This window comes from Wolbachia endosymbiont (group A) of Pipizella viduata (assembly GCF_964028555.1).
Lineage (GTDB): Bacteria > Pseudomonadota > Alphaproteobacteria > Rickettsiales > Anaplasmataceae > Wolbachia.
In genome coordinates this window covers 1,191,940-1,211,440 of sequence record NZ_OZ034787.1, presented here as the reverse complement: position 1 = coordinate 1,211,440, position 19,501 = coordinate 1,191,940, and the positions used below count along the sequence as shown (strand labels likewise).

The 19,501-nt window shown below is 34.8% G+C and carries 19 protein-coding genes; 9 read left to right on the top strand and 10 right to left on the bottom strand.

All coding sequences use genetic code 11. The features are described 5' to 3' along the window. Positions 1-99: 99 nt before the first annotated feature. The 7 genes from ABWU50_RS05825 (at position 100) to ABWU50_RS05795 (ending at position 3,799) form a co-directional block, all read left to right on the top strand. Positions 100-552: an ankyrin repeat domain-containing protein gene (locus tag ABWU50_RS05825; RefSeq protein ID WP_353275744.1), complete on the top strand. Its 453-nt coding sequence runs from the start codon at positions 100-102 to the stop codon at positions 550-552. A 58-nt stretch (positions 553-610) separates the two neighbouring features. Then, on the top strand, positions 611-844 hold the full coding sequence (locus ABWU50_RS05820; protein ID WP_353275743.1) for a hypothetical protein: 234 nt from the start codon (positions 611-613) through the stop codon (positions 842-844). Positions 845-871: 27 nt separating this feature from the next. After that, positions 872-1,792: a patatin-like phospholipase family protein gene (locus ABWU50_RS05815; protein ID WP_353275741.1), complete on the top strand. Its 921-nt coding sequence runs from the start codon at positions 872-874 to the stop codon at positions 1,790-1,792. Positions 1,793-1,795: 3 nt separating this feature from the next. After that, positions 1,796-2,419, top strand: a complete 624-nt coding sequence (locus ABWU50_RS05810; protein ID WP_353275739.1) for a hypothetical protein — start codon at positions 1,796-1,798, stop codon at positions 2,417-2,419. Positions 2,420-2,603: 184 nt separating this feature from the next. Then, complete coding sequence (locus ABWU50_RS05805; protein ID WP_353275737.1) at positions 2,604-3,089, top strand: ankyrin repeat domain-containing protein; 486 nt, start codon at positions 2,604-2,606, stop codon at positions 3,087-3,089. Positions 3,090-3,128: 39 nt separating this feature from the next. Next, entirely contained in the window at positions 3,129-3,284 is a 156-nt protein-coding gene (locus ABWU50_RS05800; RefSeq protein WP_353275736.1) for an ankyrin repeat domain-containing protein, read from the top strand. 140 nt (positions 3,285-3,424) lie between these two features. Then, entirely contained in the window at positions 3,425-3,799 is a 375-nt protein-coding gene (locus tag ABWU50_RS05795; RefSeq protein WP_353275734.1) for a hypothetical protein, read from the top strand. 33 nt (positions 3,800-3,832) lie between these two features. Here ABWU50_RS05795 and ABWU50_RS05790 read toward each other — a convergent pair whose 3' ends face one another. The 3 genes from ABWU50_RS05790 to ABWU50_RS05780 all read right to left on the bottom strand — a co-directional run bounded on the left by ABWU50_RS05790 (position 3,833) and on the right by ABWU50_RS05780 (position 5,115). Continuing rightward, entirely contained in the window at positions 3,833-4,093 is a 261-nt protein-coding gene (locus ABWU50_RS05790) for an ankyrin repeat domain-containing protein (protein ID WP_353276381.1), read from the bottom strand. Beyond that, on the bottom strand, positions 4,015-4,236 hold the full coding sequence (locus ABWU50_RS05785) for a hypothetical protein (protein WP_353275732.1): 222 nt from the start codon (positions 4,234-4,236) through the stop codon (positions 4,015-4,017). The genes ABWU50_RS05790 and ABWU50_RS05785 overlap by 79 nt, the downstream gene beginning before the upstream one ends. Before the next feature lie 135 nt (positions 4,237-4,371). Next, on the bottom strand, positions 4,372-5,115 hold the full coding sequence (locus tag ABWU50_RS05780) for a helix-turn-helix transcriptional regulator (protein ID WP_353275730.1): 744 nt from the start codon (positions 5,113-5,115) through the stop codon (positions 4,372-4,374). A gap of 268 nt (positions 5,116-5,383) precedes the next feature. Between ABWU50_RS05780 and ligA the strand changes: the two genes are divergently transcribed. Beyond that, entirely contained in the window at positions 5,384-7,414 is a 2,031-nt protein-coding gene (gene ligA / locus ABWU50_RS05775) for an NAD-dependent DNA ligase LigA (RefSeq protein WP_353275728.1), read from the top strand. A gap of 97 nt (positions 7,415-7,511) precedes the next feature. Here the strand turns inward: ligA and ABWU50_RS05770 are convergent, their stop codons facing one another. Together ABWU50_RS05770 and ABWU50_RS05765 are read right to left on the bottom strand one after the other, a co-directional pair. Continuing rightward, the gene (locus ABWU50_RS05770) at positions 7,512-7,688 is read right to left on the bottom strand and encodes a hypothetical protein (protein ID WP_353275726.1); all 177 of its coding nucleotides are present in this window, start codon (positions 7,686-7,688) and stop codon (positions 7,512-7,514) included. Positions 7,689-7,770: 82 nt separating this feature from the next. Then, positions 7,771-8,730 carry a helix-turn-helix domain-containing protein gene (locus tag ABWU50_RS05765; RefSeq protein ID WP_353275725.1) on the bottom strand — a complete coding sequence of 320 codons (960 nt, stop codon included), beginning with the start codon at positions 8,728-8,730 and terminating at the stop codon, positions 7,771-7,773. A 496-nt stretch (positions 8,731-9,226) separates the two neighbouring features. Between ABWU50_RS05765 and ABWU50_RS05760 the strand changes: the two genes are divergently transcribed. Continuing rightward, positions 9,227-10,150, top strand: coding sequence for an Rpn family recombination-promoting nuclease/putative transposase (locus ABWU50_RS05760; RefSeq protein WP_353275723.1), 924 nt, complete (start codon positions 9,227-9,229; stop codon positions 10,148-10,150). Positions 10,151-10,184: 34 nt separating this feature from the next. On the opposite strand, the gene ABWU50_RS05755 is transcribed toward ABWU50_RS05760, so the two are convergent. From ABWU50_RS05755 to ABWU50_RS05735, 5 genes are all read right to left on the bottom strand, one after another. Next, entirely contained in the window at positions 10,185-10,910 is a 726-nt protein-coding gene (locus ABWU50_RS05755; RefSeq protein ID WP_353275722.1) for a latrotoxin-related protein, read from the bottom strand. Positions 10,911-11,029: 119 nt separating this feature from the next. Beyond that, positions 11,030-11,824 (bottom strand): ankyrin repeat domain-containing protein, encoded by a 795-nt coding sequence (locus ABWU50_RS05750; protein ID WP_353275721.1) that lies wholly within the window; start codon positions 11,822-11,824, stop codon positions 11,030-11,032. Beyond that, positions 11,811-17,063 (bottom strand): hypothetical protein, encoded by a 5,253-nt coding sequence (locus ABWU50_RS05745; protein WP_353275719.1) that lies wholly within the window; start codon positions 17,061-17,063, stop codon positions 11,811-11,813. The genes ABWU50_RS05750 and ABWU50_RS05745 overlap by 14 nt, the downstream gene beginning before the upstream one ends. Before the next feature lie 21 nt (positions 17,064-17,084). Beyond that, positions 17,085-18,722: a hypothetical protein gene (locus tag ABWU50_RS05740; protein ID WP_353275718.1), complete on the bottom strand. Its 1,638-nt coding sequence runs from the start codon at positions 18,720-18,722 to the stop codon at positions 17,085-17,087. A 105-nt stretch (positions 18,723-18,827) separates the two neighbouring features. After that, positions 18,828-19,490 (bottom strand): hypothetical protein, encoded by a 663-nt coding sequence (locus tag ABWU50_RS05735; RefSeq protein ID WP_353275716.1) that lies wholly within the window; start codon positions 19,488-19,490, stop codon positions 18,828-18,830. Positions 19,491-19,501: the final 11 nt, after the last annotated feature.

Here is a 19,501-nt window from a genome sequence, read left to right as displayed (position 1 = left end):
TTTATGTTAAGAGAAAAAAAGTAAATTGCTGATTTAATGTGGAAAAAAATGCTGAACATGAGCAAAAAGTCCAAGAAATAAGCTACATTGTGGTTTATAGTGGTAATAGTATGTGTTGTTATTACGTATTACTATCAAAAATCTAAGGCTGCTGAGGAGTATCAGAAAATGTTGGAAGTGGCAGCTAAGAACTGTAACTTAGAAACTGTGAAATCATTAGTAAAAAAAAGTAGAGATGATTCAAGTATTAGTAAAAAGGCATTATATTGTGCAGCAGAGAAAGGATGCTTAGAAGTTGTCAAATTTCTGTTAGATGAAGGAGTAGACATAAACACTATGAGTTTAGCACTGCTTGATGCTGCTGACGGTGGTCAATTAGAGGTTGTAAAACTTTTGTTGGAGAGAGGAGCTAACCCTCATGTTGGAGACTGGAAAGGGAGAACTGCAAAAACTATAGCAATTAGGTCATCTTATCATGAAAGTAATAAGCCTTACAGAGAAATCATAGATCTACTTGCTAAAGCAGAAAAACAGTATAAGCCAGAGCAATAAACCGTACGTACAACGCGTAATACAAACTTTCAATAACTATTTATAACAAATTAACATTATGCAGAACCAAAAGATTCCAATCGCAGTAATTATAACGATGGTAATACAAACTGTGGCAACAATTTGGTGGCTCGCCAAGCTAGATTTACGGGTTCACATTCATGATAAATTTATAGAGCAGAAGAACGGATTGACCGTTACGGTATACCGGCTTGAGGAGAGAATAAAAAACCTTTCTGAGGAGTTAGATGAGTTTAAATTACAAGTTTTAAGCGGAAAAATTAAACCTTAATATCTTTATCTAAATTTTCATTTCACAATGACTAAATATATCTTGTCCGTTGACGGCGGAGGCATAAGAGGAATAATACCAGCCATAATACTAGCAGAAATAGAAAAGAGAGCAAGAAAACCGATAGCTGAAATCTTTGATCTGATGGCAGGAACCTCAACCGGTGGGATTGTTGTGGCTGGGTTATGCAAGAAAGATGATCAAGGCAAACCTCAATACTCTGCAAATGATTTAGTTGAGCTTTACCAAGAGTATGGGGCATATATTTTCAAGTCTTCATTTTTTAGGCAATCAATACTATCGTGGTTTAACTGTGCACAATACCCATATGAAAACATCGAGTCGATATTGGACAAGTATTTTAGTGACGATATTCTAAAAAACACTTTAAGTAAGGTACTAATTACAAGTTATGATATTCACAATAACTGCCCATTTTTCTTCAAAAGCTGGAAAGAGGACAGAAATTTTGTCAGGCTAAAAGACGCGCTCAGAGCCACAACAGCAGCACCTACCTATTTCATACCAAAACATCTAAAAATTAACCAAAAGGAAATGGTACTAGTAGATGGCGGAGTATTTGCCAATAACCCAGTGGCATGTGCGTATGCAAATAGCAAAAAACTTTTCCCTAATGAAGAAATAGTTCTGGTTTCAATTGGTACAGGTAGGCTCTCTAAGCGAATAAAGTACAGGAAATTAGGGAAGATAGCCTGGATAAAACCTCTGTTAAATGTGATGTTTGCATCGAGCCTTGATGTAGTAAATTATCAGATGAGTAATGTAATGGACGACAGATATATAAGGATACAATCACAACTGACAATAGCGTCGGCTGAGATGGATAATGTAACACCTAAAAATATTAAATGTCTGCAGCAGGAGGCAAATGCGATGATAGAGGACAACCAGGAAGTAATAGATAGATTCTGCAATATTGAACTATAAACGATGCCAAACAAACTAAAAAAATTATACCACAAAGCAAAGAAAGGTTTAAAAAACATAGTTTTGCCCAAAAAGCATAAAACTGTGACTAAGGGGCAAGAAGCTAAAATTTCAAACGATAAGCCAAAACCGCTCTCTGAAATTGTGGTGAAACCTAACCTATGCTCGAAAGTAACCTCTAAAGCAGAAAATGTCAAAAAAGATAAAAAAGGAATAAAAGAAAAAATAAAAAGCTTCAAAGCAAAACCCGTAGAAAAAGACTTAAAAAAAAGCAACGTGTTCAAAAAAGGCTTCAAAAAGCTAAAAGGGAAAATAAAAAAATTAAACCCCATAAAGGTTAAGAAAAATAAGATCATTGGAAGCAAAAAGTTAGCGCTTTTACTGACATCTGGTACGATTGTGGCAATTTTGCCGATGTTTAATTTGGCCCCTTTTCCAGCACTAGCAATAACTTCTGCATGTGTTTTCAGTATTAATTTTATTGCAGTCAAAACATTGAAGAAAGTTGTCAAACAACGCAAATTAGCAGCAGAATCCCAAGAAGCCAAAGAAGTAGCTGAGCCAGCAGAAATTCAAGATGTATCAGTCGAATCAATAAAAGAAGAATCTAAACAAGTTTCCAAATAATAGACATCTATATTAATATTAAATACTTTTCTATTTCTACTTAAATATTATATATTTAATAAAAAACACTAGCAAAACAAAAATTTTGTTCGTAAAATAACACAAAAGTGAGTGCGCGAGTTAATAATTTAAAAATGTTTGTCGCTGCATACTTATATACAAACACATTTTTTGTGAGGTTGTTATGACAATAGAAAAGATGTTAAAAAAGACTGCAAAGAAAATTTATCACTTCAGACATCCTAGTCTCCTTTCATTGATCGTTTTCGAGACTATCAAAACTATTATTAATACTAGACTTGGTACTAAAATCTTATATTTCTCTGCAAAACACAATCTTTACAACTTATTTCTATCCTTCGTTAGATACGATGCTAATGTTGATTTAGCAGATAGAAAAGGTAATACAGTACTACACGTTGCCTCTCAATATGGATCCACAGCAATAGCAGAGGTTATTATAGCAATAAGCAAAAATGTTAATGTTCAGAATATCGATGGCGACACTCCTTTGCATTATTCAGTAAAGTATGGATGTATGGACGTTATGCAAAAGTTATTACAATCTGGTGCAGACATCAATTGCCAAAATCATCTAGGTGAATCACCGCTACATATTGCAGCTCAATGCTCTGATGGTGTAATATTGGGATTACTAGCAAAAGGATGATCTTGTATCAACATTGAAAATAAAGATGGATATACACCTTTGCACCTTGCAGCTTCATCCAATTGTAAAGATTTTATGGAGATCTTATTGCGAAATGGGGCAAATATTAACGCAATCGGGAAAGGTGGTTGTACACCTCTACATCTTGCTGTTATGAATGGCAATAAAGAAATTGTTGAGTTATTAACGTCATAAGGCAAACGCTCATCTGGAATGTTCTTATAACTCTAATGAAGGTTATACAGCACTGGAAATCGCTGTAGCAAATCGAAACAAAAAAATTGTAGCATTGTTTCTGCTTCATGGAATAACCTTAGAATAGTGGAATACGAAAAATGTCTATCGTTATATATGGTATAATATTAATTGTTGCTATTAAAATATTTCTCTTTTTTAGGAGAATATACACAAACCTCGTCAGAAGAAGGGTTCTATTTCATCTGAGAGAGAGTGAAAAGAAAACAGAACATATATATCAAGAAAACAAACTTCACCTTGAGAATCAAAGCCAGGTTTATAAAGAGAATCTGGAAATAGTTGCTATTGCAAAACCAGTGGGTAAGTGGACAAAAATGGTTATACTGAGTGATGGATTGATGCAGCGTTTGGCGCAATTGATACAGAAAGAAGGCGATCAGAAGGGATACTGGCAGTTATTTGTGAAAGCTCAAGCTTCAACTCAAGGTAAGTATAAGGGAAGAGGGCGGTAGCTCCGTTTGCATAGAATGTAGCAAATTCCTGAATTACATACGGTTATTTCGGGAATCCATATCATGTTTCAATCCCTGTGTAACAACTTGTACTCCAACTTCTCTTTCGCTGGCAAATAGCCTTTGCACTGAAGCTTTATCTTTAGACAAATCGTATGCTGTTTCGCCTTTTTTATTTTTTATAAAAAGCTTTGCACAGTTGGTTAGTAATAATCTCACAATAGGTATATTTTCCAACATGATAGCCTTGTGTAGAGGTGTATTGCCATTACTGCTGCGTTCGTTGAGATCAATACGTTTTCTATCAATGACTTTACTTTATCCACATCACAGTTTGAAACAGCTTGGTATAATTCAGGTTCACAAAATAACGTATCGCTGAATCTGCCTATGGAGACACCCTTTATAGCCCTTATTATTTTCCATAGCTTCCTCATCTTTACCCCCTCTCTATTTACAGAAAAAAGTTTCCTTAAATTTAAGGCATATATATAAAGTTTTTGTTAAAAATGCTACATATAATGCTTATAAAGGTATACCTTGTCTATAAAAATATTGAATAAAGTTTCAAGCTAGCTATCCTTCTCTTCACTAATCTTTACAACCTCAGACAAAAATGAATACAATAAATCTTTTAACTTTTGATTATCAATTTTTTGGTATTCCCTCATTATACTCAATATCTTCTTTTCTCCTTCACCATCCTCATCTTCACAATACCTCTCTGCTTTTGATGTAGGCAGTAGAACTCCATAATGCAATGATAATCCCTCTGCCATTTTGGGTGCTATTTTGAACGATACCTCCCCTTTCTCATACCTGACTACTTGTCCATGGGGCATTCCACTTTTATCCGCTAATTCCATCTGTGTACGCCCTCTTGCAAACCGCCAATCTTTTGCCTTTTGCACCATTTGGTAGCTTATAGGTCTTATCTCTTCTGTAACCTTACTAATTTGAATTCCTTCTGACAAAAATCTAGTTAGTACACACACCGCATCACGAACCTTCCAGTCCTTAATTCTTTTTAGGGTTTGCACTAAATCAAATGACTTCTTATCTTCGCTACTAATACAATTTGTTGATTCAGGGAAGAATTTTTCGATATCTTTCGATAATTTTTTTGCCATCTCCTCGAGCGTTTTAGGTGGAATACTGTGTACCCTTCGCTCATACTTTTCTATTAGTGACTTTGCTACACCAGTTTTTTCTGCGAAATCCGCTTGAGTGCATTTCAGCTCTAGCCTAACATCTTTTACCTTTTGAATTATATGGTAACATAAAGAATCAGGATCTATCTTCTTTTCGATACTCATGTTTTTATTCAATTGCAGTACAAATATATATATACCATTTTATAAAATTTTATTAAAGTCCTTCACAGAAAGCTCAATCTAAGTCAGCTACATAAAATTCTGTTAATATTAAATACTTTTCTATCTTTATTTAAATATTATCTTTTTAATAAAAAACACTAGTAAAGCGGGAATTTTGTTTGTAAAATACCACGAAAGTGAGTGCGCAAGTTAATAATTGATTTACAATTGACGCTGTATACTGAAACAGTGGTTGAGGTAAATTATTATGAGTGAAAATGCATTACAAGAAGAAATAAAGCGTCACAACGAGTTGTACTATCGGGAAAATAGGCCAGAAATCACCGATGCAGAATATGATGAGCTGGTGAAAAAAGTAGGTATTCAAACTGTTGGTGCTGCACCTGATGGTAGGTTTTCCAAGATAGAACATATTGTGCCCATGCTCTCGTTAATCAAAGTTTACAGCCAAGAAGACGTTGAAGAATTTATTGCTAAGTCTAAAAGACTTCTAAATGTGCATGAACTGGAAATCATGTGCGAGTTGAAAATAGACGGCTTAGCTTTTACTGCAATCTATGAAAATGGCGTACTCATTAAAGCTGGAACACGTGGTGACGGTAATTTAGGCGAAAACGTTACTGATAACATAAAAACCATAAAAGATTTTCCTAAAGTTTTGCCTGGTGTAAAGGGTAGATTGGAGGTGAGAGGGGAAGTATACATAAGAAATGATGATTTTTTAAAATTAAATAAGGATAATCAATTTTCAAATCCACGCAACACAGCGTCAGGTTCATTAAGACAATTGGACCCAGAAGTTACCGCTAGGAGACCGCTGAAATATTTTGCTTACTCTTTGATCGGTGGAACGGAAAAGACCCAGTCTGAAGTATTGAATAAGCTGAAAAAGTTTGGATTCTGTGTAAATGAGCATCAATGCTTAGCAAAAAATGTGGATGAAATGCTAAAGTTTTATAACAGAATCTATGATAATCGTCATGAATTAGGTTATGATATTGATGGAATAGTCTATAAAATCAATAACTTACAGTTGCAAGAACATCTTGAAAATACTAACAAGGCACCACGCGGATCTACAGCACACAAACTTTCTGCAACTCAAGGGAAAACTAAGGTAAAGAAGATATCAGTACAAGTGGGCAAAACTGGTGTACTCACTCCAATTGCTGAATTAGTGCCAATAAACATAGGTGGGGTGGTTGTTACTAGAGCAAACCTGTATAATAAAGATGAAATTAAGCGTAAAGACATAAGAGAAGTAGATGTCGTAGTAGTGCAACGAGCGGGCGATGTGATTCCTAAGATCATAGATGTAGACAAAAGTTTTCGTTCTCCAAATGCACCTAAATTTGTGTTTCCTGATACTTGCCCGGAGTGTGAAAGTGCAGTAGATATATTTGAAGATGAAGCTGCAGTTAGATGTTCAGGTGAAAACGTTTGCCCAGCACAGCAAATAGAAAAACTGAAATATTTTGTTTCTCAGTTGGACATTACCGGCTTTGGTGATAAGCAAATAGAGTTCTTTTATGACCTTGGTTTGATAAGGAAAATATCTGATATTTTTGCTCTCGAAGAAAAACTAAAAAATTTCAACTTAAGTGAACAAAGGGGATGGGATAAACAATCCATATTTAATTTATTGCACTCTATCAACAGCAAAAGAACTGTAACGCTTGAAAAGTTTATAACTTCTTTGGGAATTAGACTTGTAGGACCACATGTAGCAAAATTACTTGCACGACATTATAAATCTTATGATAATTGGTATGAGGCCATGGCTCAATTATCGTCTAGGGTATCTAGAACAAGTAAGATTTCCTTAAATCCTGCTCTTGCTAACGATGATGACAAGATATTGCTAACCGTAAGCGTGGTGAGCTCTGGCAAAGCTTTCTTTGAGTTAGTCGAAACTAGTAGTGTTGGCGAAAAGAAGGCAGAGTCTTTAGGAGATTTCTTTTGCGAGGAAGACAACATCAAAATGGTAAACGACCTTGCCTCTCAACTAAAGATTGAGCCTGTAAGTGCTAATGTTAGTAATTCCCCTTTTAGCGGAAAAATAGTAGTTTTCACAGGAGAATTATCAGGAATGGAAAGAAAGGAAGCGCAAGCAAAAGCTGAATCTTTAGGTATAAAAGTTAGCTCTAGTGTGTCCAAAAATACGGACTTCTTGGTTGTCGGCGAAAAACCTGGGTCAAAATATAAAAAAGCTGTGGAACTGGGTGTTAAAATTTTAACTGAGGAAAAATTTAATAAATTAATCTTGGGAGAAGAATGAACCCTTCTCGATCAATTCTTGTATCTACTGCGTCATTTCCTCTGCACAGTTAACTGTTTTCACCTTCATATTTTATTGATTCAAGCAACTAATGCTTCTATTTTATAATGTTATTTGTATGTGCACATCTTTGCATTTTCCGAAATGATACTCCGATTTTACTTGCTAGATCCTTTTGGGTATACCCTCGCATTGGCATATAATTTTCTACTTTTTGTGCTATTTCATACCTTGTAGCACACTTTGTGTTATTGTTAGCTTTTTTTGAAACCATACTTTTTTATAGAAACAACCACATATATTGTATCATAAAATTTTATCAAAGTCTATTATTTTTTTCCACGTATCCATAAGCTCTATATGAAATTCTTGCTATAGATGCCTATTTGGGTTTCAAGTTCCTCTGCAGTCAAGCTAGTTATTTGAGAAATATCATCAATAGAAACACCTAGTATAAGTAGATTATTCGCAACCTTGATTGACTCTACTTTATCAATCTTTTCTTTGTAAATTTGCCTTCTTTGGGATAAAAATTCTACCCATATATCCAGTTCATCTAGTGATTCTTGATTGTTAATTTTTTTAGACTCTCTCACCCAACTTAATAGTTCTTTTTCTCCCTCACCATCTTCGTCTTCACAGCAGTTTTCTTTCGTTGATTTAAGCGCCAGATCTTCAGCATTCACTGATAGTTTTCTTGCTATTTCCCATAACCTTTCACCGAACATGGTGCTCCCTTGTTCATAGTAATGTATCTGCGTACCTCCTACACCAAGCTCTTTTGCTAATTCCTCTTGCGTATACCCTTGTATTATTCTCCACTTTTTCATCTCTTGTCTTTTGCTTCGACGCTTAGAACCTTTTTCCTCTTTATCATCATATTCATCAGCTGATAAGCCTGTTGCTCGGTAGATTATATCATTAGCAAATCCGGCCTTTAGCATATTCTCCACCATTCTTATTCTTGCTGCTTTTATAGCACTTTCCTCCTCAGCTCGAATAGATTTGGTTAATGCATAGATTGCCTTGCGTCCCCTTGTTTTTTCTATGAAATTGGACATCCATTGAGTCTTATCACAACAACGATTTTCTTTGAGTACTTTTTGTCTAGGAAGTAGATCACTCAAGCTAACTGACAATGCGTCTGCTACGATTTGTAACTCTTCATCTGGAATGCCACATATCCCTTGTTCATATCTTCGTAGCGTATGATAGTTTGTACCTGTTTTGTCTGCTAAATCTTTTATGGTATATTTTCTTTTTAACCTCCAGCTTCTTACCTTTTGTGCTATTTTGTATCTTGCAGGGGCTACCATTAATGTTACTACTCTTTTTTACATAAACAAACTAACTCTCAGATGCCTGTTGAAAACTAGTATATTAAATGCCTACTCCGTGACAAGCTAAAATTGGCTCCATCTGCATGCTATTGCCACTGAAATATGTTGATATTATTTTTTTGAATATTTTACAATATAGGATGTGAGGGGCTAATCTCTCGATTGTTAGGTAATCGAGTTTTTACGCTCGTGCTTTTATTAGGCTCTTGCACCAAAAATAAGTGTTTTTAAAGCTCTTTATAGCTCATGAATTCATTTGCTGGGCTTTTGAGAGGGTTTACAGAGGCAGTTGTAAAAGATGATAACTGACATCCAAGATGCGTAGTAGCATTCTAGGGTCATCTATGAAGGTAGTTTTTTACCAACTCTTGAAATTTAGCTAAATTTACCACTTTAATAGACCAAACACAAAAGAGTTGAATATTTCTTCAGAATTGTGTATAATTATTAATGCTTTTTAGGTTAGTTCGTTATGGCTCTTTCTAAGTTTCTCGATCCCAAAAATGATGTCGCCTTTCGCCGTATCTTTGGTACTGAAAAGAATAAAGATATCCTCATTCACTTCCTTAATGATATTCTGGGTTTTGCTGGCAAAAATGCAATACAGGATATAGAGTTTTTAAGTGCTATTCAAGACCCTGATATCGCCGCTAAAAAGCAAAGTATTGTTGATGTTCTCTGTAGAGATTCTACAGGTGCTCAATACATTTGCGAGATGCAGGTCGCTAAAACTAAAGGCTTTGAAAAACGCGCCCAATACTATGCAGCTAAAGCTTATTCAAGACAAGCTGATAAGGGCGATCAATACCATAACCTTAAGGAAATTATCTTCATTGCTATAGCAGATTGTGTACTGTTTCCTAATAAATCTGAGTACAAATCAAAGCATACTATTCGAGATGAAGACACTAATGAACACGATCTAAAAGATTTTTATTTTATATTTATTGAATTGCTAAAATTTCCGAAAACAAAAGAAGATCAGTTAGAAAATATAGTTGAAAAATGGATATACTTCTTTAAATATGCAGATGAGACTAGTGAAGAAGAGCTGGAAAAAATAATAGGTAGTGATCTAATAATTAAAAAGGCCTATGAAGAGCTAAATAGATTCAATTGGTCAGAGAAAGAATTTATTGCCTACGAACAGGAAATAAAACGTATTCTTGATGAACAGGCTGTCCTCGCTCAAAAACTTGATGATGCTACTGAAAAAGGCATAAAAATCGGACATGAAAAAGGCAGAGCGGAAGGTAGGGAAGAGGGCAGAAAAGATAGGGATATTGAAGTCGCAAAAAACCTACTTAAGGCTGGCGTTTCCATTGATACCATCTCCCAAGCGACCGGTCTTCCTAAAGCTGAAATAAAACAACTTCAGGAAGAAAATACTTTTTAACCATTTTTGTTAAGCTCTTCACAAAAGAGGGATTTCATAGCCCTAAAACATGCTTTATGCCTTTAGCTACTGATGTATCGCTTAAGAAGGTATCAGGCTTTTTAGATGGCTCCATTGCAACTACTTTCCTTGAAACACTAGATGTTGGCTGATCTGCAGTCTGCTTTTGTTGTAGAAATACAGTTTCCTTTTTAGCCAAAAACTCTTCTAGATGGCTTTTCACATGAACTAGAAACTCACCAGTTTGTTCAAACTCTGGACAAGCTTCTTTTGCAGATGAGTATAAGGTTTTTGATATTTCAGAGAATTTACCACTTCTTATTTGCCCGGCCACCTTTAAGAATACTTCTACAGGATTAAATTTTAGATTTGTAACTGGTATTCCTGACTCAATAGCAGCACTCTCTAATGCTTGTTCAAATTCTTTTGCAATAGGTAATGCATAAATTTGCGCTTCCTGTTCAGAAATACTCCTTATATCGTTAGAAATATACTTTTGGCCTGTAACTTTTCTTATAAATACATCTAATAAAAGAAGTGTACCATTTGTATCAATACCTTGAGCTGTAATAGCTTTAGAAGGTTGGGAATGCTTCATATCTATAGCTGGCTTAAAAAGAGAAGAGATAAACTGAGAAATACCTTTAACAGCATCTACTATAGTATTAGCAAAAACATTTATCCATGAAGATTTCTGATTCGCACTACTTGCTGCTATCTCAGGTTGATTACTTAAATCTGTAGCAAGAAGCTTACGCAATGAGTGATGATGAGGGTGATCTCCATGGTGATGACGACGCTTACGTTGTACAGGCCTCTCGTTTTGTTTTTCCCTTAAAAAATTCGCTATTTCTGGGCTACTAAGTCTATCTGCTTCTCCTAGAGGTATTCGATCAAACGCATTTTAACATTAATGTTAGCACCTTTATTAACCAAAAATTTAACCATATTAAATTTATTATGGCGAACAGCCTCATGTAAAGGAGTACAACCATTATTTCCTTCAGCCTCAATGTTAGCACCTCTATCGAGAAGAAATCCAGCCATATCTAACATACCTTTCTGAGAAGCTAAGTGCAAAAACGTCCAACCACTCTCGTTCTTAGCTTCGACATCAGTACAATCATCAAGAACATCTTTAAAAATGTCACGTTTTACTAATAATAAATTAGTAAGCAACAACCTATCGCACTCTCTATTATCATCACTGGTACTAGCACGGCCATTATGAACAAGTTTAATTTTGTTTAGATCATTAACAGCATAATTTAGTACTATATCACCTTTAATTACTTGTATTTGAGATACTGTAATACCTAAGTTATCACTACTCTCTGCAATACCTCTTGCAACTGCATAAGCCGTGGTATTTTCTGAACCTGTAATATCTGCAATTATTACTGCTTTTGATCTTTTTTTACTGTTTTCTATAATTTTATCATCAATATCAGCTCCTGTGTTACTTAGCTTTTGACGTACCATATCCTTTATTATGTCAGGCAGGGATTTATCTCGTATTACAATTGTTACTGCTGTTCCCATTTTAGCTACTAGTTTTTCGAAACTATCTATCCTAACACTAGCCTTGACTTCTTCATCATACGCTACAAAGTCCAACCTGTAACCATTTTGATGATCATTTATCCTTAGTTGCGAGATATCAAAACACTTCACATATATTACGTCCAAATTTTTTTTTTGATCGAGTATTACTAAAACTTATAGTAGCGCCACTACCACTGCTTTGATCAACGATGAATATTGTCTGTTTTATGCTTCTAAGGTGTATATCCTTTTTATTAACCTTTCTTATTTCATAATCTTCGTCTTGACAGTAAACATCATAATTTTGTATGGAATTATTTCCTCCACCTTTTCCTGCATCAACATATCTTGTTTTGCAGCCAGTAGTAATATTTTGATTGGCTGTAGAATGAGAGATGTAATTATATATGTAGTGACGGAATATATTAGTAACAAGTCTTATTCGTGAATCTGCAATATCAATAATTCCGGTATGTAATCTGACGGAAATGTCAGAGGTATTGCAATTCATTACTATAGTATTATTTGCTGTCCCTCCTGTAATATAGCCGTGAGTATCATAATTGATAATAAAAGTATTATCATGATATTCCGAACCTTTATAATTTACCCTACCTTTCGGAACATGCATCACTGCTGGATAGTTTCTTGCTGCTACTAACTGACGAGGTCCTGATAGATATAGTATTGGGAGAGAACTACTTCTTTCTATATTAGTAAAAATAAAGGGCTCACCTGTAAGATTAAAAGTTTTTATACATTTCTTATGAACCTTACCATTGTTACACTCTGTAGAGGGATAGCCAAAATATTTAATTTTCTTATTTATTACATTACCACATATTAGGCTGCTTGCACGAAAACCACTTGGCGCCTTTACAAACCTTAAGCCATCATTATATTCATCTAAGGTTACACGAGGGAGATGCTTGATATCTTTATTAATAAAATAAACTTCTTTACCATCTAAAGTAGAATGTTCTAATGGTAGTACTTTAGATATATCTAACGAAGACAAATTCCCTATATTGCTATTGATTTCACCAAAAGAGCTGTTGATGTATTTGAGTTCTGTGATACAATCAACTGCAGCAGACCTAGGGGTTCTATAAGACTCAATAATCTCAGAGTACTCATCCTTAATACTAGTTACATATTGAACAACTGCAGATAGACCATCATTACTTCTTTTACTAGCTAAACATTGAGTGACTGCAGCTACATCACAAGGATTTTTAATACTAGTTAAATATGCATTTAGACTATCATTGTCTCTCTTACGTAAATATTTCAAAGCTGCAGCTACATTATAATCACCTGCTTTGACACTAGTTAAACATTGAACAGTTGTAACTACACCAGAGTAACTTAGTATCTCTTTTCCTTCTGCTAAGATCAAATCCAAAAAACCTTTAATTTTTATAGCATCTTCATAATAATCACTAGAAGGTGTTTTACCTCCAATCAATTGATACCATAGCATGGCTTTTAAAATACGTTCAGTAAAAAGTTCAAACTGCTCATGATCTGATAGGGGTATTTTTCCTGCTATTGCCTTTACATATTCTCCTGCTTCATGTATAGTTATGCCAATTGTAACTGCAAAGTCGACAACTGCGGTAGCTACTGAGAGCTTCCCTAAAACCTTACTTACACCTGACACCACTCTTAAAGCTTTAGTTGTTGCGCTGAGCCCCTTTACTGCGGCACCAACTCCCATGCTGATGGGCTTCATACTCATACTTGCAAGTTTTATACCATTACTTGTTGCAAAGTAATAGTTTAATGGGTGATGATCACCTTTGACTATTGCATCTATGTTATGCCCAAATTGATAAGCAACAGTTGCAAATGTTATACTTTCAACTACTGGATTACTGATAACTTTAACAAAAGCTTTACGTGTAGAAAGCGGTATTTTTCTGAATATCCTCCCCACCGCACTGTCAGGACGAATCTTTGTTACCACCCTACCATCAGAACGCATGTAGACAGCACTAAGGCTTTCTCTTACGTCATTCACAGCATCCAATATACCGTTTATACCAAATATTCGTTTCAAAGCATCATTATCATGTCGTCCAAGTGTTGGTACGTCTTTTAAACTATCAAATAAATCATATATAGCCATAATAGAAAAAAACTTGTTACCCTTAGCTCCTTTCACTTTTGCTGTATTGAACTTGCTTCTGTTAAATTCAATATTGTTTTTTGTCAGTTCCTCTGATATATCACTTACATATCTCCCAAAAACTTCTTCATTAACATAGTCAAGCTGCTCTTTAAACCGATCAAAGGTGCTCTCACTTACTCCTTGCGCCAATAAGTTTTGCCTCACTTCACGGATATAATCTTGATCCGATACTTCAATATCAGTCATAGCTTCAATATCTTTTTTTGTTGTTAATAATTCTATTTTGTCTTGTAGCTGGTCTAATTTCCGGCGAATATTACCTTTTGCTTGAGTAGTAAAACTTTTAATTATATCGCCAACTTTTGTCTTATAACCTGCAATATTTAGGTAATATTTTACTTCTCCATCTCTCTTTTTACATGTTATAGTATAATCCTTGTCACTTGCTACTTTTAACTTAATTTCAAGAGTTTCCTTATTATAATCATAATTTACTATATTTCTGATATCTTCAATACTACCTATTATTAACTGTTTAACGTCACCATTGTTATCTCTTACTTTTACATGTACTTCATTACCGCTAGTAAAAACTTGAGGAGAATGTATGGTTATTACTTCTTTATCATAGGCTTCAAATTCAGCACCAAACTTTTTAAGTTCATCTTCACTGAAGTAACTTTTGATCTCGTCAATATCAAATTTTTTATGTATATCATTTAACTTATATTCACTATTTATGCTGCCATATAGATTAATTTTACTTTTTACCTCACTAGAACGTAAGTCACTTGCATTACCCTCACTTCTACGCAAGTAATATAAGTCATTTGCTATGTTTAATAATTTGCTACGTTTAATCTTAGTCACCAAATAGCGCATATGTTGCATGCGTTCATTTCCGTTATGAGTAACCTGAATATGATTTTTATGATCGTGGATAAGTGCACCCAAATTAATCAATGTTTCATAATATATTCTTTTTTGTAAATCTGTAGATATTTCAGTATCTTGATTCATTAACAAACTTAGCCCTACAGACTTAAGGACATAGTTCGACAAATCAATCTTATCTACATCTTGGTTAGCAATGCTCTTTATTTTTTCTACATTTTCTAAAATTTCTTTATTTATTTGATTTTCCAGATCTTCAAAATCCTCATATTGCAATTGCTGTTGCTTGTATTTTTCAGAAATAAGATTTTCAACATTTGCAAAGACATTTTCTAGTAGATCCTTGTTTCTAATCAATTTTTCTGGGCTGTTAAATAGGAGAATTTTGAAACCCTCATCCTTAATAATAGGCGAGATAATCCTCAACAGATTGAGTTTACACATCTGCTCAAAATAGCTTATATTTTCACTCTGCATCCCATCTATATTCTCCAGAGCAGGAAATAGTTCTTCCCTTACTACTTTATCAGCATCACTAAAAGATTTAAATGCTTGTGCTTGCTGAATTTCAATTACTAATTGATTCAATTGGTTGTTTATTTCACTTCCTTCATCTTTTATTTCACTTCCTTCATCTTTTATTTTCTCTTGATATGCTCTTAATTTCTCATTGTCTATTTTACTCTCATCAAAATTCTCTTCGTTAATCTCTATTCCTGTTTTCTCTTCGTCCACTTTCCTGTTTTCATCCATATCCAGTAAACACACATCCGCTGCTCTTTTTGATCTCATTCTTTTAGGTTGAGAAATACATATAACAACACCCGAAGCATCTATTGGTCTTTTAGGTTGAGAACCATCACTAGGAGACAAAGAAGGGTTATTCTTAGACGTCCCAGGTGTCTTATCTAAGGTCTCCCCTGTAGTGCCTGCTCTTCGTATTGATGAATGGACAAGATTAACAACAGAAAAACTTTCTTTGCTCATTACAAGAAGGGAGGCTCCATCCTTAGCTCCTCCGTCCATAATAACACCAATCAATCTTACTTCATCACCATCTGCAACTATCTTATAAGCAGCACCTTTCACATATTCTCTAATTTGATTATTTGCATATTTTTTTGCGTTTTTTAATGATATATCATTTCCACCCTTCTTTGTTTTCTTGAACTCTAACCCTACAGAAAAACCCTCTTTGATATTTTCATCATCATCCAGAAGAGAGACTTTAACAAATGCATCAATGCGTTTTCCTTGACCAAGTTGAAACTCAGGTAAAAACAATATCCTATTTTTTGGAGACTCCTGGAATTTTAGGTCGATATAATGATTAAACGCTCCGTGTAATATTCCCTGGAAACGAGCTTCCGCATTAATGAGATTCTTAAAAGGAAATATCCCTTCTCCAAGTTTCTTGAATAATTCCTTATATTTATCTATTGATGGAGGCTGACCTTGCACACCACTGAGTTGGGAGTTTACTGCTTCATCAAATGCTTCTTTTAACTCTTCAGGATAAGGAACATCTTTTAATTCTCCTTTGAAAAACTCTCTTTCTTCTCGATACTTGCTTAGAGAGTTATATCTAGTAATCTTATCTATACTAAAAAAATCTGATTTTTTTGTCTCATCTAAACTTATATATACTTCTGTGATTTCACTTTGTTTTGATGAATCTACAGAAATAAGTACTTTCTTATTACTAAGTTCTCCTCTTCCTCCTTCTCTAATATGAAAAATAAATATCTTATTTTCAGAACCTTTTTCTTTACTCAACACAAATGTTGTCACAGGAGAGTCAGAAAGATCTTTTTCTCTCAGTCTTGATTCAAGTGGATACTCACCATACAAAAATATGGATTTTTTTAGATCGGACCTTTTAAACTTGTTGGCAAGAATAAGTTGCCCCAGGAGAAATCCACTAAAGTAATTACCACTTTTCTCTCTTGTACCAGGAAATGTATAATAAACACGTTCTAGTGGTACCTTTATTTCATTCTTTACTTGATCTTTTGTGTCTTCTTCACCACTCCATTCTGAAACTCTTTCCAAAAGCTGCGACATTGTAGGTTGACTAGGTTCTCTCTCAGCAGCTGGGGAGAAATACGTATCATACATTTTAGGCGAGTCTAAATCGACTACCATAGAAAAAACATCCATTGAAAAAGTTTCAAAGCCCATTGAACTTGGCTGCAAACCTTTTACATAGCCTTTTACATAGCCTTTTACTTGCTGTAAACCATCAACTAGCGAATCCTCGATTTTCCTTATTATTTCACTTTTCTCACTTTTCTGTTTTTCCGATAGCTCTCCTCCTTCTTCTTCTAGCTCCTTCTCCAAATCCTCTAACTTCTTTAACTGTTATAACAATTTATAAACAACAGACTTCATTTCTACAACAATAAGAATGGATCGGAACGAACGATCAGGACCACGAGCTAGTAAAACAATATCCGCATAGCCTCTTCCTACAAATTTCTCCAAGTAAATTTTAAGATTATACCTATAGTGAAAATTCATAAAAACACCAGCCACAAACCCATGATGTGCTGCCTCACGTGCTCCTTGAGCGTAACTAAGTGAGTTCTCATATTTAGAATAAATTTTATAAATGTTTTTGAAAACTTTCTTGGAAGATTTTTCTACTGTCTGAATATCGGGACTAGCTAGCTCAGCTATGTAATCTTCCGGTTTGCCTTTCGCTTCGTTTTCTGGATCTTTCCATATTTCCTCTTCTTTTTTTATTTCAGAAAGCTCGTGGCTAGCATCAGAATCAAGTATTTTTTCATCTTTCATCTCAACAGAAATACCACCTTCTTTCTTTTTAGAAATCAGTACTAACCTGGATTCTACTCTATCTTTAAACCTCTTCTTAATATCCTCAATACCTTGATCAGTCAGTCCCTCAGACCCTATGTTTTCCTGTAATATTTTCCCTAATTCACCAGAAGTAAATGGAAGGCCATTCTTATTCTCGTCTTTTTTGCCTTTTTTTTCGTCTTCCTCTGAAATGGAAAATAAACTTATATTGTGAATAGCATCTTCAGCACTTCGAATTTGATCATTTCTAATAACAAACACCCTTAAAGTTTCTGCAGTATCAAAACGAAAATAAACCTTTTTAACGTTTAACTTTTCTGCAATTTGTGTATCCAGCAAAGTAGAAAAACTTCCTAAGAAAAAATGGGGAAAGAACCCTTCCTTCTCCACTGAATGCAAATAAGATGATATTTGATCTATAAATGACTGAAATCTCTTTTCAAAAGATACATCAAGTCCACTACTAAATCGAGGTGGGGTACGCATACCAATTTCTGCTGGTTTTTGAATTAAGAGCTCTATTAACTCAAAATCTTGAGGTTCTGACTCTGATGGCTTCACCTTTTTTCGTTGCGGGTCTTCTGACAGTGAATTCGTAAGTCGTTTAATTGGTACAAAGTGTGATCTTCCTTCATTAATTATGTGTATTATGCTGCAGTCTCTATAATCTGCATTATCAATCGACTTCGAACTTATTTTATCTATAATTTGATGTATCCACCCTGCAGTGGGTTGTCTCTCAGCAATATGCAATTTTACGTTATATTTTTGACAAAGTATTCTACCCTCAATATCTGGATCACCCCACCTGTTGTTATTTGGAATATTCTCTATGTAAGATCCTAGAGTCTCACTTCGCACTCTACCACTGTTATCATGACTGTTAGCGATAGCACTTATAAACCATTCTGGCGGATTGTCTCGCGCAAATTCTTCACAATCATTTCTCAATTGTTCTACAGTAATTCGTATTCCTAGCTGTTGTTCCAGACCTTGCCTAAACGAGTCAAAAAAACAGTTTCCATCAGTAACTGCCTCCCCTATCCCAAAACCCTCTGGTAATCCTAGATCATCACCTGAACGCTTGAAACGCTTTAAGATAGACTTTTGTTGCCAAGCTACTTGCTCTACCTCTGAATGAGCGCTTTCTTTTTTCAGATAGTCTACTGGATATTGCACCCTTAATATAAAAACCTCCAATTTTCCAAACTTACTACATAGCAACTAAAAACATCAACAACCAAGCCACTTTTACCTATGAAAAGACTTAAAGATAAATCAACCTCACCTCATTTTAGGTCGCTTAGCTTCATGTGCTTCACTTAAATCCACCTCACTCAGACTAGCATTTGGATTCTCAAGCTCTTTAATTGTAGACCCACCGTATGATAAAAATTTATTTAGTGAATTTTCATCTCCTCTTTCCTTTAGCACAGAACGTATGTAGTCCGCTTGTCTAGAACCCATAAATTCTTTAATTTGATCAGGACTAGCTTTGTCCAACACTGCCCACACTGGTTCCATACATCCCTTGCTAACAAAAGGTACTAACAATCTTCCTTGAAAGACAGAATTGTTCATCATTGTCCCATTCAACGCTGAGGCACGATGACTGTCAAACCCCTCCCTCACCCACATATGCATAAAAAGCTTTACACCTGAATCTAAATAACTTCCACAGCGTTTTTCTATTTCTATATACCGTAACAAGGTACAATACTTATCTTTTGGAATATCAGCTGGCCTTAAGCAGTCAAATAATCTCTGAAATTGATCAAAGCGGAGTGCGCCCTGTAGTGTGTTCAAACTACCATAATAACGATTTTCAGCTAAATCTCTTTTTAGAAGGTCTGAATATTTATCGGGACTTACTTGACTGAAACAGAACTCAAATATTTCAGGATAACTGTTACAACCATTTCCCGCTGCACGCACTGCAGTTTTCATAAAGACTTCAT

What these genes read in the sequence shown, in the direction of transcription:
- ABWU50_RS05820 (WP_353275743.1), top strand. Translation starts at nt 611, where the DNA reads ATGCAGAACCAAAAGATTCCAATCGCAGTAATTATAACGATGGTAATA.
- ABWU50_RS05815 (WP_353275741.1), top strand. Translation starts at nt 872, where the DNA reads ATGACTAAATATATCTTGTCCGTTGACGGCGGAGGCATAAGAGGAATA.
- ABWU50_RS05810 (WP_353275739.1), top strand. Translation starts at nt 1,796, where the DNA reads ATGCCAAACAAACTAAAAAAATTATACCACAAAGCAAAGAAAGGTTTA.
- ABWU50_RS05805 (WP_353275737.1), top strand. Translation starts at nt 2,604, where the DNA reads ATGACAATAGAAAAGATGTTAAAAAAGACTGCAAAGAAAATTTATCAC.
- ABWU50_RS05795 (WP_353275734.1), top strand. Translation starts at nt 3,425, where the DNA reads ATGTCTATCGTTATATATGGTATAATATTAATTGTTGCTATTAAAATA.
- ABWU50_RS05785 (WP_353275732.1), bottom strand. Translation starts at nt 4,236, where the DNA reads ATGAGGAAGCTATGGAAAATAATAAGGGCTATAAAGGGTGTCTCCATA.
- ABWU50_RS05780 (WP_353275730.1), bottom strand. Translation starts at nt 5,115, where the DNA reads ATGAGTATCGAAAAGAAGATAGATCCTGATTCTTTATGTTACCATATA.
- ligA (WP_353275728.1), top strand. Translation starts at nt 5,384, where the DNA reads ATGAGTGAAAATGCATTACAAGAAGAAATAAAGCGTCACAACGAGTTG.
- ABWU50_RS05770 (WP_353275726.1), bottom strand. Translation starts at nt 7,688, where the DNA reads ATGGTTTCAAAAAAAGCTAACAATAACACAAAGTGTGCTACAAGGTAT.
- ABWU50_RS05765 (WP_353275725.1), bottom strand. Translation starts at nt 8,730, where the DNA reads ATGGTAGCCCCTGCAAGATACAAAATAGCACAAAAGGTAAGAAGCTGG.
- ABWU50_RS05760 (WP_353275723.1), top strand. Translation starts at nt 9,227, where the DNA reads ATGGCTCTTTCTAAGTTTCTCGATCCCAAAAATGATGTCGCCTTTCGC.
- ABWU50_RS05735 (WP_353275716.1), bottom strand. Translation starts at nt 19,490, where the DNA reads ATGAAAACTGCAGTGCGTGCAGCGGGAAATGGTTGTAACAGTTATCCT.